This is a genomic window from Prevotella communis, from assembly GCF_022024115.1.
Classification (GTDB): domain Bacteria; phylum Bacteroidota; class Bacteroidia; order Bacteroidales; family Bacteroidaceae; genus Prevotella; species Prevotella communis.
Genome location: NZ_CP091792.1, coordinates 1,185,181 through 1,211,790 on the forward strand (window position 1 = coordinate 1,185,181; position 26,610 = coordinate 1,211,790).

At 50.9% G+C, this 26,610-nt stretch carries 15 protein-coding genes, 2 rRNA genes and 1 riboswitch; of the genes, 8 read left to right on the forward strand and 9 right to left on the reverse strand.

The genetic code is table 11. The features are described 5' to 3' along the window. The first annotated feature begins 150 nt into the window (after window positions 1-150). The 3 genes from L6468_RS04595 to L6468_RS04605 all read left to right on the forward strand — a co-directional run bounded on the left by L6468_RS04595 (window position 151) and on the right by L6468_RS04605 (window position 5,224). Window positions 151-3,047: ribosomal RNA gene (locus L6468_RS04595) — 23S ribosomal RNA — on the forward strand. Between the two features lie 135 nt (window positions 3,048-3,182). Continuing rightward, window positions 3,183-3,295 (forward strand): 5S ribosomal RNA (gene rrf, locus L6468_RS04600). Window positions 3,296-3,574: 279 nt separating this feature from the next. After that, window positions 3,575-5,224, forward strand: coding sequence for a carbohydrate-binding domain-containing protein (locus L6468_RS04605; RefSeq protein ID WP_237795767.1), 1,650 nt, complete (start codon window positions 3,575-3,577; stop codon window positions 5,222-5,224). Between the two features lie 137 nt (window positions 5,225-5,361). On the opposite strand, the gene L6468_RS04610 is transcribed toward L6468_RS04605, so the two are convergent. From L6468_RS04610 to L6468_RS04620, 3 genes are all read right to left on the reverse strand, one after another. Further along, a complete protein-coding gene (locus tag L6468_RS04610; protein WP_237795769.1) occupies window positions 5,362-5,535 on the reverse strand; it encodes a hypothetical protein in 174 nt (57 codons plus the stop codon). A 9-nt stretch (window positions 5,536-5,544) separates the two neighbouring features. After that, window positions 5,545-8,379 (reverse strand): choice-of-anchor J domain-containing protein, encoded by a 2,835-nt coding sequence (locus L6468_RS04615; RefSeq protein WP_237795771.1) that lies wholly within the window; start codon window positions 8,377-8,379, stop codon window positions 5,545-5,547. Window positions 8,380-8,657: 278 nt separating this feature from the next. After that, window positions 8,658-9,092 carry an NUDIX domain-containing protein gene (locus L6468_RS04620; protein ID WP_237795773.1) on the reverse strand — a complete coding sequence of 145 codons (435 nt, stop codon included), beginning with the start codon at window positions 9,090-9,092 and terminating at the stop codon, window positions 8,658-8,660. Between the two features lie 1,864 nt (window positions 9,093-10,956). On the opposite strand from L6468_RS04620, the gene L6468_RS04625 reads away from it, so the two are divergent. Genes L6468_RS04625 through L6468_RS04645 form a run of 5 tightly spaced genes read left to right on the forward strand, consistent with a single transcriptional unit; the run spans window position 10,957 to window position 16,408 of the window. After that, window positions 10,957-12,165: an OmpA family protein gene (locus tag L6468_RS04625; RefSeq protein ID WP_237795775.1), complete on the forward strand. Its 1,209-nt coding sequence runs from the start codon at window positions 10,957-10,959 to the stop codon at window positions 12,163-12,165. Window positions 12,166-12,174: 9 nt separating this feature from the next. Next, the gene (locus tag L6468_RS04630) at window positions 12,175-13,113 is read left to right on the forward strand and encodes a FimB/Mfa2 family fimbrial subunit (protein ID WP_237795782.1); all 939 of its coding nucleotides are present in this window, start codon (window positions 12,175-12,177) and stop codon (window positions 13,111-13,113) included. 33 nt (window positions 13,114-13,146) lie between these two features. After that, window positions 13,147-14,040, forward strand: a complete 894-nt coding sequence (locus L6468_RS04635) for a fimbrillin family protein (RefSeq protein WP_237795784.1) — start codon at window positions 13,147-13,149, stop codon at window positions 14,038-14,040. 42 nt (window positions 14,041-14,082) lie between these two features. Then, a complete protein-coding gene (locus L6468_RS04640; protein ID WP_237795786.1) occupies window positions 14,083-15,108 on the forward strand; it encodes a fimbrillin family protein in 1,026 nt (341 codons plus the stop codon). A gap of 37 nt (window positions 15,109-15,145) precedes the next feature. After that, window positions 15,146-16,408, forward strand: coding sequence for a fimbrillin family protein (locus L6468_RS04645; protein ID WP_237795787.1), 1,263 nt, complete (start codon window positions 15,146-15,148; stop codon window positions 16,406-16,408). Window positions 16,409-16,647: 239 nt separating this feature from the next. Here L6468_RS04645 and L6468_RS04650 read toward each other — a convergent pair whose 3' ends face one another. From L6468_RS04650 to L6468_RS04675, 6 genes are all read right to left on the reverse strand, one after another. After that, window positions 16,648-16,959: a LytR/AlgR family response regulator transcription factor gene (locus tag L6468_RS04650; RefSeq protein ID WP_237795789.1), complete on the reverse strand. Its 312-nt coding sequence runs from the start codon at window positions 16,957-16,959 to the stop codon at window positions 16,648-16,650. 1,121 nt (window positions 16,960-18,080) lie between these two features. Continuing rightward, on the reverse strand, window positions 18,081-18,338 hold the full coding sequence (locus tag L6468_RS04655; protein ID WP_237795791.1) for a hypothetical protein: 258 nt from the start codon (window positions 18,336-18,338) through the stop codon (window positions 18,081-18,083). Continuing rightward, window positions 18,339-18,445: riboswitch (SAM-I-IV-variant riboswitch) on the reverse strand. It lies immediately after the preceding gene. A gap of 132 nt (window positions 18,446-18,577) precedes the next feature. Continuing rightward, window positions 18,578-21,070, reverse strand: a complete 2,493-nt coding sequence (locus tag L6468_RS04660; protein ID WP_237795792.1) for a glycoside hydrolase family 127 protein — start codon at window positions 21,068-21,070, stop codon at window positions 18,578-18,580. A gap of 11 nt (window positions 21,071-21,081) precedes the next feature. After that, entirely contained in the window at window positions 21,082-22,641 is a 1,560-nt protein-coding gene (locus tag L6468_RS04665; RefSeq protein WP_237795794.1) for a DUF6850 family outer membrane beta-barrel protein, read from the reverse strand. Next, window positions 22,634-23,857 (reverse strand): DUF4876 domain-containing protein, encoded by a 1,224-nt coding sequence (locus L6468_RS04670; protein WP_237795797.1) that lies wholly within the window; start codon window positions 23,855-23,857, stop codon window positions 22,634-22,636. Before L6468_RS04670 ends, L6468_RS04665 begins: the two co-directional genes overlap by 8 nt. A 23-nt stretch (window positions 23,858-23,880) precedes the next feature. Next, entirely contained in the window at window positions 23,881-26,610 is a 2,730-nt protein-coding gene (locus L6468_RS04675; protein ID WP_237795799.1) for a TonB-dependent receptor, read from the reverse strand.

The following is a 26,610-nucleotide window of genomic DNA, read 5'->3' on the forward strand; positions in this document are numbered from 1 at the left end:
AGAGATCTTTGACATATTGACACACAAGACTGTAAGTAAAGACTTTAAGAAGTCAAACTGAGTAGATTAAAAAATCTCAAAATTACAGCTGAAAGTATGAGCTATGCATTGAATGTTTAATGTTTAATCATTAATGTTTAATGTATATAGGCGAAAGCAAGTTAGGGCGTCTGGTGGATGCCTTGGCTCTCGGAGGCGATGAAGGACGTGATAAGCTGCGATAAGCTCTGGGTAGATGCAAATAATCTTTGATCCAGGGATTTCCGAATGGGACAACCCAGCAGTCTGAAGGACTGTTATTCCTACAAAGGTAGGAAGGCAAACGGGGGGAACTGAAACATCTTAGTACCCTCAGGAAGAGAAAATAAACAATGATTCCCCTAGTAGTGGCGAGCGAACGGGGAAGAGCCCAAACCTGTTATGTAGCAATGCATAATGGGGGTTGTAGGACCACGCCGTGGTACTCTGATCATGAGCAGAATGTTCTGGAAAGTTCAACCATAGAAGATGAAAGTTCTGTACGCGAAGTGAAATGAGGCCTAGTGGTATCCTGAGTAACGCGGAGCACGAGGAATTCTGCGCGAATCTGCCGGGACCATCCGGTAAGGCTAAATACTCCCGAGAGACCGATAGCGAACCAGTACCGTGAGGGAAAGGTGAAAAGCACCCCTATTAGGGGAGTGAAATAGTACCTGAAACCAGTCGCCTACAAGCGGTCGGAGCTAGTTATACTAGTGACGGCGTGCCTTTTGCATAATGAACCTACGAGTTACCATGTCCGGCGAGGTTAAGCCCTTCTGGGGCGCAACCGCAGTGAAAGCGAGGCTGAAGAGGCCGCCCAAGTCGGATGGGGTAGACGCGAAACCGAGTGATCTACACATGTCCAGGATGAAGTCCCGGTAACACGGGATGGAGGTCCGCACCGATAAGCGTTGAAAAGCTTCCGGATGAGGTGTGTGTAGGAGTGAAAGGCCAATCAAACTCGGAGATAGCTCGTACTCCCCGAAAGGCATTTAGGTGCCGCGTCGGATGGTCACCGTGAGAGGTAGAGCGACCGATAGGTCAAGAGGGCTTCACCGCCTATCGAGACCTGACGAACTCCGAATGCTCACGGTCTGCAGTCCGGCAGTAAGGGGGCGGGTGCTAAGGTCCGTCCCCGAGAGGAGAAGAATCCAGACCGCCGTCTAAGGTCCCGGAATCCTGTCTGAGTTAGTCTAACGAAGTGTGGCCTCGATGACAGCTAGGATGTTGGCTTGGAAGCAGCCATTCATTCAAAGAGTGCGTAACAGCTCACTAGTCGAGAGGCCGTGCATGGATAATAATCGGGTATAAGACAGGTACCGAAGGCGCGGGATAGCATTAAAAAGTATCGGTAGGGGAGCATTCCAGCGACGTCGAAGGTGAAGGATGACCTTCACTGGAGTTTCTGGAAAAGCAAATGTAGGTATAAGTAACGATAAGACGGGTGAGATTCCCGTCCGCCATAAGACTAAGGTTTCCCGGGCGATGTCAATCACCCCGGGGTGAGTCGGGTCCTAAGTTTAAGCCGAACGGCGAGAGCGATGGCTGACACGGTTAATATTCCGTGACTACCATACGGGGCGACGTGGTGACGGAGCAGTGACACTGCCGCGTGCTGACGGAATAGCACGTTGAAGCGTGTAGGTGCTGAGGAGTGCAGGCAAATCCACACTCCGAGCCGAACGTGACAGTACAGGGTCTTCTTCGGAAGAACTTGATAGCGCAGGTAAACATACTCCCGAGAAAAACCGCTAAGCTTAACCCGTGTGGTACCCGTACCGCAAACGGACACACGTAGTCGGGTAGAACATACTAAGGCGTTGAGAGATTCGTGGCTAAGGAACTAGGCAAACTGACCCTGTAACTTCGGGATAAAGGGTCCTCACTTTAAGTGAGGCGCAGAGAATAGGTCCAGGCAACTGTTTAACAAAAACACAGGGCTGTGCAAACTCGAAAGATGAGGTATACAGCCTGACACCTGCCCGGTGCTGGAAGGTTAAGAGGAGATGTCAGTGGTAACATGAAGCATTGAATTGAAGCCCCAGTAAACGGCGGCCGTAACTATAACGGTCCTAAGGTAGCGAAATTCCTTGTCGGGTAAGTTCCGACCTGCACGAATGGTGTAATGATCCGGACGCTGTCTCGGCCACGATCTCAGTGAAATTGTAGTATCGGTGAAGATGCCGATTACCCGCGATGGGACGAAAAGACCCCGTGAACCTTTACTACAGCTTAGCACTGACCTTGGTCATCGGATGTGTAGGATAGGCCGGAGGCTATGAAGTGGGCGCGCCAGCGTTCATGGAGCCGCCGTTGAAATACGGCCCTTCTGCTGCCTGAGGTCTAACACGCAGTAGCGTGGACACTGTTTGGTGGGTAGTTTGACTGGGGTGGTCGCCTCCAAAAGCGTAACGGAGGCTTCCAAAGGTGCCCTCGGGCCGATTGGTAACCGGCCTTATAGAGTGTAAAGGCAAAAGGGGCGCTTGACTGGGAGGCAGACATGCCGAGCAGGCAGGAAACTGGGGCTTAGTGATCCGGTGCAAGTGTATGGAAACTGCATCGCTCAAAGGATAAAAGGTACTCCGGGGATAACAGGCTGATCCCCCCCAAGAGCTCATATCGACGGGGTGGTTTGGCACCTCGATGTCGGCTCGTCACATCCTGGGGCTGGAGAAGGTCCCAAGGGTTGGGCTGTTCGCCCATTAAAGTGGCACGCGAGCTGGGTTCAGAACGTCGTGAGACAGTTCGGTCTCTATCTATCGTGGGCGTGGGAGTCTTGAGTGGATCGGACACTAGTACGAGAGGACCGTGTTTGACTGACCTCCGGTTTACCGGTTGTACCGCCAGGTGCACCGCCGGGTATCCGCGTCGGGATCGGATAAGCGCTGAAAGCATCTAAGTGCGAAGCCGGCCACAAGATGAGGGCTCCATTGAGGGTCGTCGTAGACTACGACGTTGATAGGGTGCAGGTGTAAAGACAGTGATGTCAAAGCCGAGCACTACTAATTGCCCGAAGGCTTTCGCTAATAAAGCGCATGCTTTCAACTGTGACAGTATTGACGCTGAAGTTTAAGCTTCAGTCTTAGTGTGATATGTCAACCTTATACGCGGTTGTATAATTGTCAATTATCAATTGTCAATTATCAATTTAGCGAAGATATTCAGGTGGCTATTGCGGCGGGGTCCCACCTCTTCCCATTCCGAACAGAGAAGTTAAGCCCGCTTGCGCCGATGGTACTGCAATGCAATGCGGGAGAGTAGGAGGCTGCCATTTTTTACAAGTAAAGACCCTGATTCAGCAATGAGTCAGGGTCTTTTTCGTGTTTGTATATCCTAACCTTATATGCATTGTTAGTTGCTTACGCTGAACATAAAAACCGGTTTGCTGAATATATTTGGCGAATCGGTTTTCTTTGTGTAGTTTTGCTTCATCAAAAATATCTAAACTTATAAGATGAACAAATTTCTGTTTTTTTTGATGCTTATGGCATCTGCTGCATCAGTGACTAGTTGTACTCAGGATGATCCGTATGAAGAGTACTTCAACAATTGGATGAATAATAACGTTACTCCCAATACCAGTAGTGGTAATTCCGCTACTACGGGTGAGTTGGCTTCATTTGATGTTGCTATAGATAAATCGACAGCGGAACCAACCGATGTCGCTACGGCATATTATCCTGACGAAGAGGATATGCTTGAGAATAATGATTTTTCGACGGAGGTGGCTATTGATTTGTCTAATCCAGTTTCGAAGACAGTTGATGGTGTGGAGATAACTGTCAACGGTAGCCATGTGACGGCCAACCACGGCTCTGAGAAGAAAGTATGCTACGTAGTGAGTGGCTCGACTACCAACGGTTCACTGACCATCCTTGGTGAGAAGAAATATGCCGTGAAGCTCAACGGTGTATCCATTACCAATCCCGACTCAGCAGCATTGAACCTGTTGAGCAATAAACGCGCGTTTGTTATCCTGGCCGATGGCACTACCAATACGTTGACCGATGGAGTGGGGGGCTCGCAGAAAGGTACGCTCTACTGTAAGGGTAAACTGCTTTTCAATGGCAGTGGCTCCCTGAGCGTCACTGGCAATACGAATAACGGTATCCATTCAGCCGACTATATTACTTTTAGTAAAGGCTGTAATATTTATGTAAAAGCTACCGAAAATCATGGAGTTAAGGCAAATGATGGTATCTTCATTAATGGTGGAGTCCTCAATGTTGAGGTATCGGCAGCTGCAGCTAAGGGCATCAACAGCGAGAGTCATATCATTATCAACGGTGGACGCACTACAGTATTGACTACTGGTAACGGTGCTTATGATACAACAGATAAGTCTGTTAAGGGTGCGGCATGCATCAAGACCGACTCAACACTGACTGTTAATGGTGGCGAGCTATGGTTGAAGAGTACTGGCTCGGGTGGTAAAGGCATCAATGTGGATATGGAAGCCAACTTCAATGGCGGTAGTGTCTATGTGGTTACCACCGGCGGACAATACAAAATCAATAACGACTCCTCATCGCCTAAGGGAATCAAGGTTGATGGTAATATCAACATCAGTGGTGGGCGTATCTGGGTACGTACCAGTGGCTACAACGGTGAAGGTATTGAGACGAAGAAGCAAATGACTATCACCGGTGGCGAGGTAGCCTCGTACGCCTATGACGATGCCATCAATTCAAAGAGTAATATGACCATCACCGGTGGTTATGTCTATGCCCAGGGACAGCATAACGACGGACTGGATGCCAACGGCAACTGCTATATCAAGGGCGGTACTATCTTCGCCATCTGTTCAGGCACACCAGAGGTGGCTATCGATGCCAATACCGAGGGCGGTTACAAACTCTATGTAACTGGTGGTACTATCGTTGCCGTAGGTGGAGTAGAAAACGGCAGCAGTTTGTCACAGTCGTGCTATCAGGCCTCATCGTGGAGCGCCAGCACATGGTATGCACTGACGGTAGGTAGTAGCACCTTCTCATTTAAGACCCCTTCAAGTGGTGGCTCAGGTCTGGTTGTTAGTGGTGCCTCACAGCCTACGCTCCTGTCGGGAGTCAGTGTCAGCGATGGTACGTCCTACTTCGGTGGCCTGGGGATCATCGATGGCACCGTCAGTGGAGGTACCAATATCAGCCTCTCTTCGTATAGCGGTGGCAACGGTATGAACAGTGGTCCAGGAGGCTGGCATTGACCCAGAAAAATAAACACTGATTTTGAGGTCCTATCTTAGTGACTTTGAGGTCCTAAACCTATGGTTTACGATGTGTAAACCTATGGTTTAGGACCTCAAAGTCTATAGTTTACGATGCCTTAACCTATGGTTTCTGTTTACACATCCTCTTCATCGTCTTCAATACCCTCTTTAACGGGTACAAAATCCATTTCTTCATCATCTGGGGTCACAACACTTTTCACGCTTTCCCCGCTGCCTGTTAACAGGCAATTATGGTGCATGACTTCAATTGCCTGTACATCAGGTTTTGTATATATCTTTTTCATCATTATTCCTTGTTATTTAGTGAATTTCTTACCATTAGAAATATATAGTCCTTTCTTCGTGGGCATTTTGTCGAGTTTACGACCGTCGATTGTGTACAAATTCTCCTCCTGTTGTTTTATATCTTCTTCTACCACTAGGATACCTGTTGTCTCATAGCCTTCATCGAAATCGAGCACGAAGTTGCGCGCCTGCTGACCATTCTCGGTAGCTACCTTGAAGTGACTACGGAAACATTTCAGCGCCTTGCCATTGTCAGTGGTGCGTGCGTTTTTCGAGTAACCTATCTTGTTACCCGATGACATCAGTATAATCTCGTTCTTATTGCCTTGATTGTCGCCTGTCGCTCCACTTGCTACAATCTCGAAGGGCGCGTACTGTCCAACGAAGCTTACCTGCTGGTCTTCGCTCACGATAGGTGTTGGCTCTGTGCTGGTGATGGTAACACCTGTGAATACAGGATCTTTAATGTCGCGTGTGTTTACATCCGCCTGGTCATAGCCATCTGCCTTGTTCCACCTGATGAGGTAGGGCACACCAGCCTCGATGTCTGTGACCGTATTAAATTTCATTGTCAGTGTGCCATCTGCCGATAGTGAGGTACCATCAGCGCTATTGTTAAATGCCTTGATGGTAGCACCTGCCAGACTGCTGGCGGCAATTTGTTCGGCTGTCAGCGAGAAGGGTAGGCACAGGGTGTTCCAGTAACCATCCTTGAGCAGTGTACGGTCAGTGAGTTGCACCTCAGCCATTTTGTGCCAGTTCTCTTCAAGAATGTCGATATTCTTTTTCACCAGTTCCGCGTCGTTGTTGGCAAGCTGCAGTGCTGCCTGTGTGGTGAATGCCTGGATAGCTATCAGGTTTGTAACACTATGTCTGCTATCCTTGAGCCCCCTTAACGTGAATTCGTATTGCGTGTCGCTATCCAGATTGTTGAGGGTTATCGATGGTGAGAAGATGTCACCGATGGCTGTCCAGTTTGTAGCGGTCTGCGGTTTGTTGATTTCGATGCAGTCTACGAAGAGGTAGTACATGTCGTCAGATGTATATTTGATGCAGACATACTTGGTTCCCTCAGGGATGTCTTCCTTGTATTGCGTCCATTGGTTGTCCTTAATACCAGTCACTTCATTACTGAAAGTAAAGGCGTCTATATCGTCTGTCGTAGAACTGTAGCCCACCATGAATGACTCGGGATATTCTGTGTGGTAGTTCTTGTAGTAGAACGACAACTGGGTGCCATCGATGGTCTTTGCCAATTGGGGCGAGATGAGATACTGTGGATGATGTACCTGGTCCGACAAGAAGGCGAAGCCCGCGTTACCATCCTTGCTCACAACAGAACCACTCTTGCCTTGTGATCCGTCGATACAGTCGTGACGCTTCCATCCTTTATATCCATTTTCAAAGTTCTGCGACAAGGAGGTACTGTGGTCTGACTTTCTGTACACAAACTGATAGGAGTCGCTGAAGCCCGTCCATGAGATGGTAGCCCCGTCCTTGCCCCTGTTGACGTTGATATCATAGGGTGTTGGGTTAGCTTCGGTGAACACTGAAACCTGTGCCCAGGACACCTCTTCATTTTGGGCAGAGAGGCCGCTTATCTTAACTAAATAAGAATGATCTACATTCAGGTTGCCGATGGTGTATGGACTTGTGGCGTCTTCTACAACAGTCCATTCCGGATTGTTGGGATAGATACCGACGTTGTCGATAAGCATATTATACTGGTCATTACTTTGATCGCGGAAGGCGATATAACCCATCTGGCCTTCGTATGCACTCAAGTCAACGGTTACCTCTGTCCATTCGCCGCTGGCATCGCCTGGCTCGGCAAGTAAATGGAATGCCGTCGTATCTTTTTCGGTGGTCGAGACGTAAATTTTATAGTGCTCAGGAAATCTGGAATCGCCGACACGCACCCAGTATTTCAGTTGACCGCCTAATTTGACCTGTGGTGTAATCAGCCAGTTGTCAACATTATAGGACGTCTTGTTACGATAGCTGTAAACAATGACGCCATAGTCTCCTTCATAAGAAGCATTATTATCATTATTTTGGATTATCTGCCAGTCAGTGTCGTTTGTTCCCTGGCCATTGCGCGCCACTGTCCAGCCATCGAGTCCATTCTCAAAATCGTCGAAGAATGATATCTCGCTATAGCGCAACCGATAGCTGTTGTTCTCGCCAGTCCAGTTGATAGTGGCCGAGGTGGGCGTCGTGTTAACGCCTGTGATGACGGGACATGGATAGTACATGAATGTGGTCGTGGGGATGAAGTTATATTGGTTGGGTGTTCTACTCTCCAGTTTACTTTTATCAGCATCAAACACCGCGATAGAAGCGCCCTCGACTTTTTTGCCATAGAACTTCTTTGATATCTTTTCTCCCTTTTCTGGGTTTTCAAAGTCTATGAGCAGGTTGCCACCCTTATAGAAATAGGGTGTCTTGAGTGCCATGAGTATCATTCTCTCGTTGCCCACTTTCGAGAGTGTCAGTTGGCCTTGGTAGTACAAATCCTGATCGACAACCGGTTCAAAACTGCTGATAGTGGTGTAGCCAACCTCCTTGATATACACGTTGACGCTACCCTCCATCATCTCGTTGTCGTTGTCGGTGGTGAGATGATATGCGAGAGCGTAAATGTTACTACCAAGCATGTCTGTCAGCTGTGCAGCAGGAATCACATACTGACTTTTGTTATAATAATTAAACATGCCACCAGCGACGGGAATCATTCCTTGAGTATCGGTTCCTTCATAGACCGTTACATTTTTCTCTGCCCTCATGCTGCCAGTGAAAAGGTATAGCATGAGCATAATCATCAGGTTAAGTTTTAATTTTGTCATCGATATTTGATTTTTAATGAGGTTTATTTGCGCCGCAAAGATACAATTATTTATTGATATATTGTTCTCTCAACAAGAAAAAAATACGTATCGATGCATGCATTTTCTTGTTTAGGTCAATCTTTCCATCGTAGGAATCAATACACATACACTTCAATACACTTGTTTTTATAAAACCCTTCGTGCGTACATGTATGTGCGTGTGTACGCAGGAGAATATTGAGTATTTCCCAATTTGTTTCCTGGTTGCAATCAACTTGGAAAATATTTTATTTAAGTTATTTCTGAACGTGAAATAAGTTGATGGCGTCTGCCATGATATCTACATGATCGAAGGCTAGTTCAGGCAAAGCTGATAAGGGGAACCATTCGGCCTTTGCAGCATCATCCTGACCAGTGACTTGCGCAGGCTTATCAATGATGGCGAGGTAAGCCACAGTGATAGTCCTTCCTCGTGGATCGCGGTCCACCTTGGAGTACGCACCTATCTGCCGAACAGTGCCCAACTTCAGGCCAGTCTCTTCCTCCAGTTCACGGATAGCACATTGCTCCGTGGTCTCGTCCATATTCATGAACCCGCCAGGAAAAGCCCAGCATCCCTTATATGGATCTGCGCTACGCTGAATAAGCAGCACCTTCGGTTCCGCCTCCTTTGTAATGACCACGCAGTCAGCTGTTACTGCAGGTCTTGGGTATTTGTATGTATATTCCATTGCTTATTTTCTTATGTGATGGCGATAGCAAAATATAAAAATAACGATGCAAAGATAGTGAAAATATAAGAAAGATGACTACTATTTAGTGCTTTTCTTTTGCGTTGTCAATGATACTTTCTATCTTTGCAACGTGAAAGGAGAAGCCAAGTAGAGCCACGATGTGCGGAACGGTGGCATCTGCGTGATGATGAGCAATTCGACCTTCTTGCGTCCCTTTGGTAGCAAGCGAACAAGTTCGAGCGGCCGCTTGATTTCTTTCACTCAGATACAGAGCTGGTCACGTGTGGCCAGCTTTTATTGTATCCCATTTTAGGATGGCAGTACCAGTCCCCTGCCAACTTCATATCATTGAGTGACTCAGATCCTCCCGTCAGCCCAATCTATAATCCATGTTTCTTTGATTCTGTCTATATAGGTACAAAAGTATTTTGGAATAAAGATCTCGGCTATCAGCCATACTCTAGCCTGCTTCGTGAGTGCTCCACGGAGCAGCCTAGGAGCAGAGTGATTGCTGCCTAGGAGCAGAGTGATAGCCGCCTAAGAGCAGGCTAAAACATTTTTTACTATCCTATAGAAGACGGATTGCAAGTCAGTAATATCGTTTTTGTTTCTAGGTTAATCAGCCCTCAGACATCAGACATCAGCCATCGGCCATCTTCCATCGGAGCGAGACACTCACCCGTCCCCTCTGTACCTATTCCATCGGAGCGAGACACTCACCCGTCCCCTCTGTACTTAAGGTAGTAAAAAAAGTAATCTTGTCAAATAGTACAAGAAAAAAAATGAGATTTAGGAAGATTTCCTCTCAAATATTTGGAATTAACGAAAATACTTTCTATCTTTGCAACGTGAAAGGAGAAATCAGGTAGAGCCACGATGTGCGGAACGGTGGCATGGCTGTGGAAACACAGAGATGATGAGCAATTCGACCTTCTTGCGTCCCTTTGGTAGCAAGCGAACAAGTTCGAGCGGCCGCTTGATTTCTTTCACTCAGATACAGAGCTGGTCACGTGTGGCCAGCTTTTATTGTATCCCATTTTAGGATGGCAGTACCAGTCCCCTGCCAACTTCATATCATTGAGTGACTCAGATCCTCCCGTCAGCCCAATCTATAATCCATGTTTCTTTGATTCTGTCTATATAGGTACAAAAGTATTTTGGAATAAAGATCTCGGCTATCAGCCATACTCTAGCCTCGCTCTTGAGTGCACCACGGAGCAGCCTAGGAGCAGAGTGATTGCTGCCTAGGAGCAGAGTGATTGCTGCCTAAGAGCAGGCAAAAGCATTTTTTACTATCCTATAGAAGACGGATTGCAAGTCAGTAATATCGTTTTTGTTTCTAGGTTAATCAGCCCTCAGACATCAGCCATCGGCCATCTTCCATCGGAGCGAGACACTCACCCGTCCCCTCTGTACTTTGAATACCTCCTGAATAGTTTTGTAATCAGTTTAAAAATAGTTAGGTAAATATTTTGCTGTTTTTAAAAAAAATTATATCTTTGCAGCAGATAATCTTTACCTAAGTATTTTTATCCGCCTAATGAAGAAATCTCGCAGAGAGTTAAATAATGCCAACGCAGTGAAAAGAATGACCGATTTCCTTGGCCATTCCAATAATTTTGCTACTCTCTCTCTCTCTCTCTCTCTCTCTCTCTCTCTCTCTCAGGTACTTAACTGCCAGTCCACCACTAATAACATACGCCCCCGCGCGTGTAAATATACGGCTTTGCCTTTGGCGAAGCTGCTCATGCTCGGCAATGTTCAAGCGAGCTTGCATTGCGCTCGCTTACTCGCAGCTTTCCATGCTTTCTGCAATGGGAAGCCTCATTGTTTTTTGTCTATATCTAATCCATTTTTTATTATGATGAAGAAAACAACTTCTATCCTCATGCTGCTGACGATGCTGGCCACAGGGGTGCAGACTGCGTTTGCCCAGAGTGACAGCCGCGACTACAAGCGGGGCTGGTATGCCGGGCTCAGCGGCGGCACCTCCTTCGGTCAGGCCACCTTCCGCAGCATCACCGAGAGCAAGACCAACGTTGGTGCTCAGTTCGGTGTCTTCGGCGGCTATCAGTTCAGCCGCTTGTTATCAGTTGAAGCCCTCGCCACGATGGGCGGACAGAAGCAGACGTCGCTCGACTGCGATCCATTCTGGCTCGCTACCGACGGTGAGTTCACCTTTGCCCCCGTCCTCGGCAAGCAGGGCAACTACTATCGTGACCTCGAAGCCAAGACCCGCTGGATGCGCTTCGGGCTGCAGGCCAACTTCGACGTACTGTCGCTGCTGACCAAGCCGACGACACGCTGGTCTGTTACGCTGTCGCCGCAACTATCAGCCGTCACCACGCGCACCAAGCATCTTGCCACGGGCTACGAACAGGAGTTCGACCGCCAGTGGCACCTCGGTCTGGGCGGTCAGGCTGCCGTGGGCTATCGCGTGGTCCGTAACGTCGGCCTCCAACTCTATGGCGGCATCACCTGCCTGACGGGCGACCGCTTCGACAACATCCCCAAGTACTGCCACAAGAGCAACCTCATCTATGAGGCAGGCCTGAAGGTGGCTTTCCATTTTGGAAAGAAGAAGCCCGCACCTGTTGTTGAGGAGCCTGCTCCTATAGTTGCTGAGCCCGCACCACAACCAGTGGTAGAGGAACACCCCGCTGTAGAGCAGCCCATAGTAGAACAGCCTGTGGTCGAGACCGCTGCCGTAGAGGAGAAGAAGCCCGAAGTGGTGGAAACCGCTCCTGCTGACCTCCCCGCCATCTACTTCGCCAACAACAGCAGCCGCCTGACACAGCAAGAGGCTGACAAGCTCGATACTGTGTCAGAAATGATGAAGGCACAACCCGATGTAACGCTGAGCATCATCGGCCACGCCTCCAACATCGGCAGCAACGCCTACAACGACCGATTGTCTAAGCGTCGCGCCAATGCGGTGAAGGCGCTGCTTGTGCGCCGTGGTATTGATGCCAGCCGTCTGAAGCCAGTTGTTGGCCGTGGCATCGACCGCGATGCTGCCGACAGCAAGCAGGCCCGCCGCGTGGAACTGATTATTAACGACAAGAAATAAGTGATGCGTATGAATAAGAAGATATTTCCATTGATGGCGGCAGCTGCCATGATGCTGCTCTCCGCCTGCTATCACGACAAGCATGAGCTTATTCCCAATGAGAATGAGGGGCAGCCTGTGGGCTATGTGGCTCCGCAGCTCCTCTGGGAAGACGAGGCCGATGAGCCTGCTATCACATCCATCGATGCACTCTCTTTCTGGATACAAGGCTCAGACGGAGGCAACCGCACCCGTGAGTTTGGCTCTGTTGAGGAGAGTGCCGACTGGCTGCAGCAGTTGCCCGCCGGCGAGTACGACATCCTCGTCACTGCCGATATGGACGATCCCTCCGGTTATGCTACCGCATCCAACCTTACTCGCTCCAGCAGCCTCCTCGCGCCCACTGTCGTTTCGCTGAAAGATGCAGCCTCGTCGCCCCGCCAGTCATGGTATGCCGTGACCCACGTCACCATCCGCGAGGACGAGATTACCGTGGCCGACTTCAAACTCCAGCGCCTGCTGCCCACGCTCACCGTCAACGTGACAGGTGTGCCTGCGGGTACCAAGGTCGCTGTTGCCGTAGAGCGTGTGGCAGAGAGCGTCCTGCTTACCGAACAGGATACCAACGGCCGCTATGGTGTGCCAATGTCTAAGCAGACCACAGCCGACTTCGGCACCCTCACGCCTACAGCTGAAGACGCCTCTACGCACTGCCTTGACGGCAAGCACCTCATGCCTACCGCCGCCGGCGAGAGCCGCGCCCTGCTGCGCATTACGACCACTGCCCCCGACGGCACCGTGCTGACCAGTACAGCCGACTGCCCCCGCATGGAACTTGGCATGTACTACACCATGGACTTCAATTATGCCACTCTGGCTCCCTACATGCGCTTCGAGGCCATGACCATCAGCGACTGGCAGGAGGGCTGGACCATCAGCGGTGAAATCCTGAATCCCACTAATAAATAATAAACAATGTATCACAATAAAAACAACAACAAGATGAAAAAACTCAGATTCATCCCTCTGGCTGCCCTCGGCCTATTGACCGCAGCGTGCAGCAGCGATGACGCGACTTCTGCCGAGCAGCAAGCCGCCAAGAACATCACCATCGAGGCGAGCATCGGGGCTATGACCCGCGCCACGACCACGGGCAATACCACGGTGTTCGACGCTGGCGATGGTGTTAGCATCTACGCCTGGACGGGCTCGGCCACAGCTGTTGCTGCCGACAAGGTGGTCAACGGCGTTGTGAACACCCTCGGTACCGATGGCAAGTGGACACCCGCCACGCCCATGCTCTGGGCCGACATGGTGACACCCCACTACTTCCTCGGTATCTATCCGGCACGTACGGTCACTGACTTCACTGCCGACCCCTACACGGTGGACAATACCGACTATGAGCAGAGCGACCTGCTCGTGGCCCGCCAAACGAGCGGACTCACTGCCACGCAGAACCCCGTCTCGCTGACCTTCGACCACGCCATGGCGAAGCTCTACGTGAACATGAACTTCCGCAGCCAGTGGGACGCTGCCCCCGAGGTGGCTTCCTGTGAGGCTACAGCTGCCAAGAGTTGTACCATCGACTATCTGGCTAAGACCTACGCTGCCGGTGAGCAGGACGCTGTCGCCCTCACTGCCAAGGACGCTGCCGAGGGCTATGCCCGCAGTTTCAGCGGCCTGATGATTCCGCAGACGGGCTTCCGCACCGTCACGCTCACCATCGGTGGCCAGGCCTACGTCTATACCCACGCTGAGGACATCCCCCTCGAGGCCGGCAAATATACCATCGTCAACCTCATCGTGGGCCGCAACAAGATTGAGCTCGGCGAGGTGAGCATCAACGACTGGACCGAAGGCTCTACCATCAGCGGCGGACAGGCATTGCAGTAACATTTTCTTTCATTATTTATAATCAACTCAAATTAAAGTATTATGAGATTCAAAAACATTTTCTTCGCAGCCGCAGCAGCCATGGCGCTGACGGCATGCTCCAGCGACGACGCTATCGAGACCGTACAGCAGAAGTCGCAGTTCCCCGAGGACGGCGTGATGCGCTTCACCACCAACCTCGTTGACCCCACGGCCGTAACCACCCGCGCCAGCATCACTGGCAGCGACGTGAACCAGAACGGTCAGCAGTTCCAGGTGAAGATTGTCAACCCCACATCGGCCACCTACAGTTACTTCAACACCGTACAGTACGACGGCAGCGAGTGGACACCCATAAACCGTATGCTCTGGCAGAACGACCAGCAGAGCATCACCGTGACTGCCGCCTACAAGCAGGGCAAGACATTCAGCGACTATGAATTCATCGTCGGTGCCAACCTCACCGTGGCTGCCGACCAGAGCACCGAGGCCAAGCTGAAGCAGCAGGACCTGCTGACCATGCCGACTAAGACCATCGCCAACCCCTCTATCGAGGAGACGCTGATGCAGAACGGCAAGTTGGTCATCAACTTCTACCACGCCCTCTCGAAGCTCGACGTGACGCTGGACCTGGCCAACGAGTTCTACAAGAATGACCCGAAGCTGAACAATGCCTCGGACATTACCGAGTTCACCATCAGCGGCACCAACGCCGGCTACCAGTTCAAGGCCATGGAGACTGTCAATGAGAACTACGGCACCGTGACCGCTGCCGCTACACCCGTTGCTGCCGACATCCTCGCTAACCAGAGCGCTTTCACTGCAGCCACCGAGACGAACCAGCACAGCACGGCCACCTACGAGAGCATCGTAGTTCCACAGCAGATTGCCGCCGGCGCCCTGACCGTATCGTTCAAGATTGGCACGCGCTCCTTCTCATGGACCAACACCGAGGCCATCACCCTTGAGCAGGGCAAGCACTACACGCTGCCCCTCACCGTAGGTTTTGACACCACGACCCTCAATGCCCGCGCCTTCACCGTCACCTCATGGGAAGACCAGCCCGGCGACAACCTCGGCACAGAGTAATTAACTACCTTTATTAACACTAAAATAGCATAAGAATATGAAAGCAACAAAATATCTTTCCATGGCAGCCCTCGCCCTCATGGGCACCCTCGCCAGCTGCCAGAGCGACGACGAGGCCACAACAGGCTTCCGTCCCGACAATGCCGTGAGTCTTAATTTCTCTGTAGGCTCGCTCCAGGGCACCACCCGTAGCAACGCCGTCGCCACCGACGACACGCAGCGCCAGTTCAACCAGGGCGACCAGATCGCCGTCAGCACCAACGATCAGGAGGCCGTCCTCTTCCAGTGCACGTCAACCGAGAACCAGACATGGACTGAGGCAGTGCCCAACAAGTTCCTCCTCTGGACACAGAAAACGCTCACCTTCTCGGCTTACTATCCTGCAACCACCGGCACGTCGATGACCACCTTCACCGTGCCCACTGACCAGAGTAGCGTGGAGAAAATTGCCCTCGCCGACTACATGACCCGCCAGCAGTTGATCTCCCGTCCCGAGGGCGGCAGCGACATCCAGATGCAGTTGGAGCGCAAGATGGCCCGCGTCATCGTACGCATCAGCGGCTTCGGCAGCCAGTACCGTGACGACCAGAAGACCGTCGACAACGTCCGCATCTACAGCGAAGCCAGCGGCATTGCCGACGGCAATCCCACGGGCAGCAGCACTGAAATCCAGCCATACGCACAGGGCAGCAACGATGGGTGGGGCTGGAGTCAGAACTCCACCTTCACCGCCCTCGTAGTGCCTGGCTATGGTGACAGCGGCGCCCGCTTCATCCAGCTGACCGACGGCGAAGGCAGCACCCTCCTCGTGAAGGGCATCCCCGAACTGGAGGCAGGCAACAGCTACACCTTCAACCTCGTAGTGGGTAAGAACAGAATTGAGGTGGCAAGCGTCACCGTACAGGACTGGACCACCGGCGAGACACTCGCAGGCGGACAGGCACAGGAGCAGGCGGCCGCCGTCCCCATCACCGTAACGTGGAACAAAGATGATATAACCGGCAGTGGAAAATCTTTCACCAAGGACGGTGTCACTATAACTGCCGGCTATATAGACTTCGGGGAAAAGAATTTCATGCAGGGCGGAACATTTACCACCACCCTCGGCAACTTCACCAAGATTGAAGTGACTACAGGGGATTGGGACGCATCAGGCACAGGCTGGTCTGGCAGTGGACAAAGCGGCACCTGGACGGGCACTCCTGCCTCCAGCGTATCGTTCAGCGGCGATATTATGGGTATGAGTAGTCTTCCGGGTCAAAATACCAAGTTTGTGTTCACCATTGAGCCGGCGAACTGAACGCTCCCCGCTCGGGGTCTGTACCCCGCGTGAGGTAAACGATATCGTTCTTTGAACCAGTGACACCAATTCTTGCTGGGCACAATACCGTCCGACGGCACAGACTGGTCAGACGGTAAGGACATAGTCACAGCGTGATGTGGGAGTAACCCTCACACCCCGTGACCATAGCAAGCACGACCAAGCCGCCCGAGAGTCCTCATGAGAAGGCTCCCGGGCGGCTTTTCCGTATCTTTACGTCATTGCTGCTTTGCCTTGACGAAGACACCTTCCATGCCCTGACGATAGTCGCCAGTGGCATAGAGCGGATTCTTGCCGATGTAGTAGCAGTTACCTTCAAAGCCGTCAACAGCATCCAGATTAACAATCTCTGACCTGTTGATACGCACGAAGTTCTTGTGCTCCTGCAACATCTCTTCAATCCGCCACAGCCGATGATTCACCATCAGGCTCTTCCCGTCGGTCAGGAACACGACACTCCCATTCTCGAAGGCTCTCACCCACATAATCTCGTCATACCTCACCTTCTCCCACTTCTCATCAGTCTTCACGAAGAAGCCGTCCCTTACTACATACGGACTTTGCAGGCTTGGGCGAAGTGGACTATACAGCCGAAGAGTTTCTAGGCGAGGGCGACGGCAAATTCTTTGGATAAAAGAAACAGGGAGCAAGAATCTTGGTAGAAAAATAGCACAAAAAGCAGGTAATCTTACTATATATAGCTGAATTCATGAATTGACTCGAGTGATTTCATGATTTCAGCTAGCTAATTCGATGAATTCACTCGAGTGAAGATTTTGGGGGTATTACGTGACAGGAAGGATTGATGTCAATCATGAATTGCCTAATAATGTCTCTTTCATAGTCTTCTATGTTGCATTCCAAATAATTGAATTAGTAAGTCATTTTGTATAGCGTCGGATCAAAGAGACGTAACCTCGTCCAAAGCGAGCCGTAATCTCGCATGGAGTAAAATTACGGCTTGCTTCTTATATGCCTTTACCTTTCAAAGAGCATGGAGTATGACGATACTTCTTCAACACCCAACCCAAGAGCATAGAAATCTCCTGAAAAGCCTTTAAATACTGGGGAATGCGCTGGGTGGAGTGTTGCCTTAACACTAACCCCAACACCCAACCCAACACTCCACCCGACACCCAACCCTAGGGATATCAGGGAAGATCAAATCTAACGGCACGTGTCAAATAAATTCCAGGTCCATTAATCTTGGCTATTTACTCCTTAACCAAGAAAAAATTGCGCTCTGCCTAAGAAAATATTTTTTCCTAGTGAGGGCGCAATTACTACATTTAATGGTAGCAAAATTGCTTCCGTATAGTGTAAAGAAAATTCTGCACTATCAATTAAAGCCAAGAGTCTCAAGGGGGAGTGTAGGGGGTACTGTTGGGGTTAGTGTCAGGGGGAGTGTTGACACAACACTAACCCCTGCTGAATATATTGTATTTAAAGGCTTTTCAGACTATATTTCTATTCTTGGGGTGGGTGTTGCACACAAAAACAATTGTGCGTTAAAAACAGTATCGAGAAAGGTTGTTTCTCGATAAGCAACTCGTCGTTTCTCTACAAGCGAAACTTAAATAAGATAAGAATTAAACTCCACCCTTGCCAAGAGCAGACGGCAAGGGTGGAGTACTTTTATGGAGAGGGGGCTTCAGTCAATGAAGGTCAGTCGGTTGGCGATTAAATCATATCTGACAGGATGGGCAAATGAAATCGACTTGCCATCGCTAATCAGGGAGATGTCAATGCCTCGACGTTGGAACTCGTCGATGAGGGCCAGGTCGTGATAGGCACGCATACTGGTCCAGCCTCGATTGCCGACCTGGCGATTGAATACTGTTATTAATTCGGGAATTTGCATGTCTGCGAATTGCAGGGCATAGCGAATGTAATAAATGTGTTGTTGCATAATTTGGAATGTTTTTGAAGTTAATACTACCACATCGTACTGACCACCGTGGCTTCCAATGCTCGGTTGGCGAGTCCATCCGAAGATGACTGCTCTTGATGTTTCGGGTGCAAAGGTACAAATTAGTGAGCAGAAAACCAAAAGAAAATTCGATTTTCCTTGAATTGGCAAGAATTGTAATAACGAAAAAACGAGGCGTTATAACTTATAACGCCTCGTGATTATGACAATTTTATCTTTTATTTCTTTACCAGTCGTAGGTAGTAAAGACCTGGGTTGGGGGTGGTGCCGGTTGCAGAGAGGCGCACCTTATAGCTGGTCTTTATCTTGCCTTTGCTGTCCTTCATCAGTTCGGCAGGGATGGGGAATTCTATGTTATAGAAACCATTCTCGCTGTTTCTTACCCTGCCGGGGATGGTGATATCGGCCAGTTTGGTGCCATCGAGGGTGAGCGTGGCTGTACGTCCGCGGTCGTCTGTGGTGAAGCGGCACATGACAGACAGGCTGTCGGTGACGGCATCCTTGTTGAACAGTGCAAACTCTACGTAACCGCCTGCTTTGGCATCACGATAGCTCTCGCCATTGTAACTGCCCTTGCCAGAGTCGCTGCTGTAGTTGTACTCATGGCCGGCCTCGCTCTGCTGCTCACCGGGAGCCACGAAGTCGATGGTGCGGTTCTTCAGTGCCTCGATGGCTGCCTCGCTCTGAGCCATATCACTCTTGGCGAAGTTCTCTGGTGTCTGCTGATACCAGTAGCACATATAGCGGTCGTGATGAATCTGATAGAAGGGCTGCAGGGTGAGGGTAGTCCACTTATAGGTATCTACGCCAGGACGTGACACGTCAATAGTGAATTTGAGTTTTGACGAATCCTGTGTCTTGATGCGACCCAATACGTCAGAGCGGGTGCCCAGGATAAGAGGTGCCGACATCAGGTTCTTCTGACTTCCCATAACGCCGGGTGAGTGGTCCATACGGCCCTCGCCGCCATAGACATTGCGCAGTTGCTCGCTGCCATTGGTGGTGTTGGCACCCAAGAGGATAGGTCCATACTTGAAGGCGATATAGTCAGAGTAGTTGGGACACTCCTCAAAGCGCAGTTCCATGGGCAGGGTGATGGTGACCTTGTCGCCCTTCTTCCACTTGCGGTCGATGTTGACATAAGAGGCTTCGCCCGTTTGGGCGGTAGCGTCGATGGGAGCACCATTGACTGCAACGGCGAAGCCTTTGGCTGCCCATGCGGGATGACGGAGGGCAAGGGTATAGCGGCCACTCTTGCCAATGGTGAGGGTGGTGGTGTTGCTGAAGGGGAACTGCGTCTCCTGAGTGACGACGAAGTTCTTGCTGACCAGCTTGGATGGGGTGAAGAGGTTCACGAAGAGTGTCTTCTTACCATCGTGGGTATAGATGAAGTGACCATATTTTGAATGGTTCTCCATACCTGTGCCCACGCAGCACCACATGCCCTTGTTGGGCTCAGAGTAGATGCGATAGCCCTGTGGACGCAGGGTGGTGAAATAGACATAGCCACCCGTCTTGGGATCCTGTGTAGAGAGGATATGGTTCCACATAGCCTGCTCGAAGAAGTCCACATACTTGGCATCGCTGGTGCGGTCGAAGAGCATCTCGGAGAACTTCATCATGTTGTTGGTGTTACATGACTCGGGACCGTCGGGCTGGTCGATGTAGCGGTTGCCGTTGGCAGCGGCAAGGAAGTGCTCGTTCACCGAGTTACCGCCAATGCACACCGTGCGGTTGGTGGCCACATCCTTCCAGAAATTCTCTGCTGCAGTGATGTAGTTGGCAGCAGCGCCATCCATCTCGCCAATACGCTCCATACCGATGAACTTAGGCACCTGGGTGTTGGCATGCTTGCCATCCAGGAACGCGGGGTTGAGTGTCTGCATGCCGTTGAGCATACCTTTATGAGTGTATTTCTTGGCAGCAGCCAGATACTTGGCATCGCCAAAGAGCTGATAGGCATCGAGCAGAGACTCGTTCATGCCGCCATGCTCGCAGTTGAGGAAACCCTCGAAAGCCTGATCGTCGACCTTGGCAATGAGGTTGGCACTCCAATCGCTGAGCTTGCGGAACATCTCCTTTGCCTCTTTGCTGTTGCCATAGAGATAGGCATCGCGCAGACCAGCCAGGATCTTATGCTGACAATAGAAAGGCACCCAGCCCCAGTTCTTCTGAATCTTAGAGAGGTCGCCCTGATAGAGCGCCTTCCAAGAGTCGTTGATAGGCTGTCCGCCGATGAAGCCATAGAGACCATCCTTGTTGTTGTCGTACTGGTCCTGACAGTCCTTCATGACTTTGAGCATATAGTCCATACGCTCCTTCAGCACCTTCTGCATCTGGGCATCATGGCAGGCAGCATAGGCCAACGCCAGTGCCGACAGATAGTGACCGCCAACATGACCGCTGAGGTCGAAGCCGGCATCGCCACCCCAGTTCTTGAAGTTGGGGTGCTTGGTGAGCCACTGGTAGTAAGGGCTGGTGGCATCCTGCGTGTCGGCCAGTCCTGACTGACGGACATAAGGTGTGAGCAAACGGTCGACGTCATACTGCAACAGCATCTGGATATTCAAATCCATGGCTGTCTTCATAGGTCCGTCGAGAAGTGTTACTTCTTCCAAGTCGAAATGCTTGGGATAAAGTTCTGACTGTGCGTTGGCCTGTTGCATGGTTGCCAGCGTCATCAGTCCACAAAAGAATAGTTTGGTTTTCATTATGATAAGGGTTAGTTGAAAATGCCAATTGAGAGTCCAACCATCTTCTGATCCAGATGATTGTTGGTGCGGAGGTAGTCGCCATAGGCCTTGACATACCACTGCGATGGTGTATGTTTGATGGTCAGAGGGAAATTGTATTTCACCTCTGCATGACCCTGCCAGTAATTAGCGTGGTAGTAGTCCATGTCTGCCAGCCATACATTCTGCGCATAGGACGTCGTGGCATCGGCCAGGTTCAGTTCTACGTTCTTGGCGAAATGATAGGTACCTGAGAGGTCAATCCACAGTTGCTTGTTGAAGAATGCCTTACCGGCCTCAACCTGTACGTTGAAGTGGTCGTACTGGAAATCAGAGAGGGGCAGCAGGTGCTTGTTGCTGGTATGCTGCATAGAGAAGCGAAGACCGGCGTAGCTATTGATGGCGGTGCCATCGGTTACGGAAAAGCGATAATGGAATGAAGCATTGGCTGTCTTCACTTGATAACGCTTCCTATATTCTATCTGCGTCTCGTAGCGATAGCTGGTATAGCCTTTTTCGGCATCGCGCTCCTGAATGAGCTGCTGACGGTATTCATCGGCATAGCCCTGGGTGAAGTCCATATCGAGGTCGAGGTGATGGAGTAGGTCACCGCTCTTGATGCGGTTATGGGATGCCACCTTATATATATAAGAGGTGTACTGGCCCGGTTCGTATTTGTACTGTCCCCAGGCATCCTCTGTGCCACGACTGATGCTGACGGAGGTAAGGCTATTGAGACCGTCGTGCTGATAACCATAGTTGAGCTCGGCACCAAACTGATGATTCACCCACTCACGTGTGAAGCCGCTATAGCCTCCCACGATTCCGTTGGCATTCTCCATGCCACTCATGGTGTAATACATGAGGTTGGGATCGGTCTGCACCGTGGTGATATTGGGTATTTTCTCCTTGCGGCGGTTGTAATAGCCACTGACGCCAAGGGTGTGATAGCCGAAGGTGAAGGTGGCGGCAGGGGTGAGCTTATAGTCGAGCAGCTCAGAGCGTGAACGCGGGTCGCGCAGACGACTGAGGTCGCCCACTTTATAGTCTAACTTGATACCGAAAGCCATCTCGCGATCCATCGATTCGCCCGACAGGGGGATGGGGATGGTGCTGATAGCGGCCGTGCAATCGAAGTTCTGCGTGTCGTAACTGCCACTGATACTGCTGCCAGAGAAAAACGGGTTACTGTTGTAGGGGCGCATCACGTCGCACCAGGCGCGGTGCTTGGCGTGGTCCATGTCAAACTGGAACTTGCCATAGCCTACGAACAGCATGCTGATTTGCTGAAAGCGTTCGGTGGTGAACTTCAGTTGGTTGTGCTGGTCACCTTCCTGCACCCTGCTATAGTCGCCGCTGCGGTGCTCCAGATTGAATTCTGCATAACCACGGTCACGACTATTATCAAGTCCCAGACCGGCAGCATTATCGGTTTGGTGCCACAGCTGCATGGCATCATCATAGCGATACTCGCTCTCCTGAGCAGAGGCTTCTATCGAAACTAGTGAGACTAGTGATGCAAGTGAAACTATAGAAAATATCTTATTCATCGTATTCGCGGGGCTTGATAGTGGTAGATACTTTGAAGTCGTTGCTGGAGTTGTTGGTGTCCATCAGGACGGCATGACCATCAGTGGCATGCTTGCTGGTCTTGCGATAGACCACCTCGCCATTACGACCAGAGGTAGAATTGATATAGGTGTAGCCGGCATCCAAGTCGTCATAGAGACGCTTGGTGGCGACGTCAACACCGGTGTTTTTATTGGAAAGCACTTCCACTGCATCGAGAATCATACGTTTCGGTAGCAGTTTCCATTGGTTGCCGCTGGTCTTGCCGTAAGGATAGGTCGTAGGCAAAGAAGCCGGATCCTCGTCGGTACGGAAAATGACGACACCACAGGGGCCGCTCTGTACCAAATTCATGTTGGAGATAGAGGGATACATCGTATAGATAAGTTCCAATGCCGGTGTGGCAGGATTATTCTGTACGGGATTGCTGCTATAGTCCTTAGCCTCGAAGTCAGCACCGGAAAGGTCGTATTCCATTGATGTGTTGTTGGCGGTATGGTCTATGGCACTGTTTACAATCAGTACACTGCCGCCAGCGGCAACCTTATGGCTGGTTGTGGCAGGGATGCGGAAGATCTGCTTCAGCAGTACCACGGAGTCGGCATAGGCATCATGCAGGTTCTGCAAGGTGTAAGCCTGCGTGCTCTCGGCCTCTACCAGACCGATGTAAAAGCCTGCCACATCAATCTCCTTGTTACTTTGATTATAAATCTCAATGAATCTGCCAGCCATGTAGTTGCGATTGTTGTTGTCTTTAGAGCCAGCATAGTAAATCTTGCCAATGATGATGTCCTGATTGATGCTCAACTGCGTAGAGAGGGTGATGGTCTGCTCTTCCTTGATGAGGAGGGAGTTTTGCGAGCCAGAGACAGTACAACCACTCACGGATTGATTGCTGCCTGTAGCCTGATGATACTCAGCCTCTGTAATTTCCCATGAGCACGAGATGTCATAGACATCAGGGATAATGCCATTGAACGTAGCCACGCCATTGGCATCGGTTGTGGCAGAGAGACGCGTGCTGCCTTGCTGCAGTATAACCTCATGGCCTGCAAGGGTAGAGGTGCCAATGAATTCCTTTGGCATCAGGATTTGGACGCGTGCGGATGTTTCGCTGGTAGCATCGCTATAGTCTACACACGAAGTGAGAGCAAACAGTCCGCAAGCGACTAATATCGTATGAAGTCTTTTTGTCATAGTCATTCTCCAGTTCTGAATAATTAGAATTTCAGTGAGAGTTCAGCACCGAAAGCAAACTTTCCTGTGTTGCGTTGTGAGAGTGTAGATGTCTTATTGCCTTTCAGATAGGGCTCGTAGAACAGGCAGTTGTCCACATAGAGTGAGAGGGTTCCCGTCTTACTGATTTCTTTTGTCAGACGGGCCGAGAGGTTCCAGGTGGTAGGCGACTCCGTAGGTTCGTTGTCTGAGTATTTCAACTGCAGCTTCTCATCGTTGGTGGCAATCTGCCCGCCGTCGAAGGTGATATAGTCGGCAGAGTTGATGTCATGATAGACAAGGTCGCTGCTGATCCATCCGATAGGATTCTTGTCGGCAGTGTAGCTCCATGTAGAGTTGTGCCAGATAGCCTGTGCCGTGAACGAAGCCACCATATTTAGTTGTGGGATATGGGTGACGGCACGCAACGTGGTGACAAAGCGGCGCAGGCGGGTATAGTCGAGACCGGAAGGATAGACTATACGTACGGGTGAAATGTTACGGCCGGCGTACTTTGTACCCGTGAGCAGCGCAGCAGGCACGGACATAGTGTTCATGCGTGTGCTCCAGTCGGTCTTGGTCTCGTTCCATGCACCACTGAAATAGAGGTTTGTCTTCAGCGGTTTGATCTCTCCAAGGTCGAAGTCGTACTCCACACCGCGGTTGATGGTCTTATCGGTATTAGCCAACTGACCGGTCGTGGCGAAGCAGGTGAACTGATAGGCATAGCCAGTAGAGAAATCAGGCTGACCATCGCTTCCGATTGTTGGCATATGGGTATCGTCGAAGAGATTGTAGGTATAGGTGAAATAGTCGGCGGCTGCCTCAAAACCATTAGGCGTACGATCCTCGTAAGCCAGGATGCTCAGCTTGCGGTTGCCGGGCAGTTTGATGTCGGCACCCACTTCTACCTTTGTCGTCGTGGCGTTCTTCAGTCCCTTGGAGCGCTGTACGTCATAGACTTCGGTATGCGTGTAGTAAGCCGGTGTGGCTGCCATGGTGAAATTGCCAACGAGGTCATCGATATATTTCTTGTCGGGATAGAGGTGCATCAGTCCGGGCGTCTTGGAGTTGAGGCCGATACCACCGCGGATGTCGAGCCATTTTGTCACGGTGAACGCAGCATTCAGACGGGGCGAGAGGGCGGTGGTAGCCACATCGCTGAAGGGCTGCATTGACGTGAAGCGCAGACCGAAGTTGATGCGCAGGCGGTTTACCTTATTTATATTATAGGTGAACTGGTCTTCAACAAAGGCTGACAACTGATGCAGGCCGGGGATGTCATCGAAGGCTCGGGGACGACCATTGCTGTTGGGACGGTAGGGCAGACTCTCGTCGGCATTGTAATAGCCGCGGCCTGTGTTCCAGTCGTAGTGATAGTCAACGCCCACCTTGAAACTCTGAACGGTCTTTCCACTGCGCCAGAAGAAATCATCGGTCATCTTAAAGAAGATATTTCCCGGACGACTCTCAGTGATACCCGTTGCCAGATAGGATGAAGTAACCCATGGAACTGAGTAGTAACCAGTCTCGCGAGCCGTGAGTATGGGTAGCAAACCACTGCTGACGGATACAAAACTGGTGTTGCGGGTGTCGGTCTGCGTCATGGTGACACCAAGCGTATATTTCAAAGAGCGCATCAACGGCAGGTCCATACGGATACGTCCGTTATGGTTAAGTCCAATGGTGGTAGTCTTTGACTTGTTCTCAGTACCGTCCTGAATGGCATCGGGGTCCTGACCAGTCCAGTCCTTGGCCTGCATGAAACGCAGTTTGGTGTCAGCATGCCAGCGGGGAGTGATGTCATAGCCCCATCCGATATTAGCGGTGTAACGGTCGAAAGAGCGTGTCTTCTGACGTGGGTCGCCCCATGCCTTGGCATAGTCGAAACTGGCATTGATGATGCCTGCCTTGTCAAGAGAGAAACCCTTGCCTACGCTATAGTTCTGAAGGCCCGGATTAATCTTGGCTTTTACCTGCCATGGCGTGGCACCAACCTTGGAATGAACCACCACGAGTCCGCTGGTCAGGTCGCCGTATTCGGCTGAGGGAATACCACGGATTACCTCTACCTCCTCAATGTTATCGGCTGAAATCTGACGCATATCAGAACCGGCAAAGGCGGTGCCAGAGAAGGCACCCTGGCCTATCTCACCATTATTGGACATCGGTACACCATCCACAACGATGCTGGTACCGAAGGCCATGGTGGAGTTATTCTGAAGTGTGCGCAGTTGCAGTCCCTGTTTGGCAGTGAGGTCAGGACGGTCCATCAGCTGTCCTGGAATCAGTTGCATCACATCAGCCAGTGACGTGGCCTGCAGGTGATCGATAGCCTGACGACCGATGACATTGGCCGTTGAGGCTCCACTCTCACGTTGACGCGCCACTACCTGCACCTCACGCAGCGACAGGGAGGAGGGTGTCATCTGGAACTGCATCTGCAGGTCCTTGCTGATTTTTACACGTGTGTTGACTGGTTCGAAACCTACATAACTGATTTGCAGGGTGTACTCACCTGACGGGATGTTGTTGATGGTAGCCTTACCATTAACATCGGTCACGGCCATTGCCCCGATGGGCTGCAGTTGCATGGTGGCCATGATGATGGCATCGCGGGTGCCTTTCTCAGTGACCGTGACATTCAGCGTGTGTCCGCCTTTCTGAGCAAATGATATAGCAGAGAAAAGGAGGGCAATTGCCAGGACTAGGGACTGTTTGTGACTTCTGTGCAT

Coding starts and splice junctions, on each gene's coding strand:
- L6468_RS04625 (WP_237795775.1), top strand. CDS start 10,957: ATGATGAAGAAAACAACTTCTATCCTCATGCTGCTGACGATGCTGGCC.
- L6468_RS04630 (WP_237795782.1), top strand. CDS start 12,175: ATGAATAAGAAGATATTTCCATTGATGGCGGCAGCTGCCATGATGCTG.
- L6468_RS04655 (WP_237795791.1), bottom strand. CDS start 18,338: ATGCAACAACACATTTATTACATTCGCTATGCCCTGCAATTCGCAGAC.
- L6468_RS04635 (WP_237795784.1), top strand. CDS start 13,147: ATGAAAAAACTCAGATTCATCCCTCTGGCTGCCCTCGGCCTATTGACC.
- L6468_RS04670 (WP_237795797.1), bottom strand. CDS start 23,857: ATGACAAAAAGACTTCATACGATATTAGTCGCTTGCGGACTGTTTGCT.
- L6468_RS04645 (WP_237795787.1), top strand. CDS start 15,146: ATGAAAGCAACAAAATATCTTTCCATGGCAGCCCTCGCCCTCATGGGC.
- L6468_RS04640 (WP_237795786.1), top strand. CDS start 14,083: ATGAGATTCAAAAACATTTTCTTCGCAGCCGCAGCAGCCATGGCGCTG.
- L6468_RS04660 (WP_237795792.1), bottom strand. CDS start 21,070: ATGAAAACCAAACTATTCTTTTGTGGACTGATGACGCTGGCAACCATG.
- L6468_RS04665 (WP_237795794.1), bottom strand. CDS start 22,641: ATGAATAAGATATTTTCTATAGTTTCACTTGCATCACTAGTCTCACTA.
- L6468_RS04615 (WP_237795771.1), bottom strand. CDS start 8,379: ATGACAAAATTAAAACTTAACCTGATGATTATGCTCATGCTATACCTT.
- L6468_RS04675 (WP_237795799.1), bottom strand. CDS start 26,610: ATGCACAGAAGTCACAAACAGTCCCTAGTCCTGGCAATTGCCCTCCTT.
- L6468_RS04605 (WP_237795767.1), top strand. CDS start 3,575: ATGAATAATAACGTTACTCCCAATACCAGTAGTGGTAATTCCGCTACT.
- L6468_RS04620 (WP_237795773.1), bottom strand. CDS start 9,092: ATGGAATATACATACAAATACCCAAGACCTGCAGTAACAGCTGACTGC.
- L6468_RS04610 (WP_237795769.1), bottom strand. CDS start 5,535: ATGATGAAAAAGATATATACAAAACCTGATGTACAGGCAATTGAAGTC.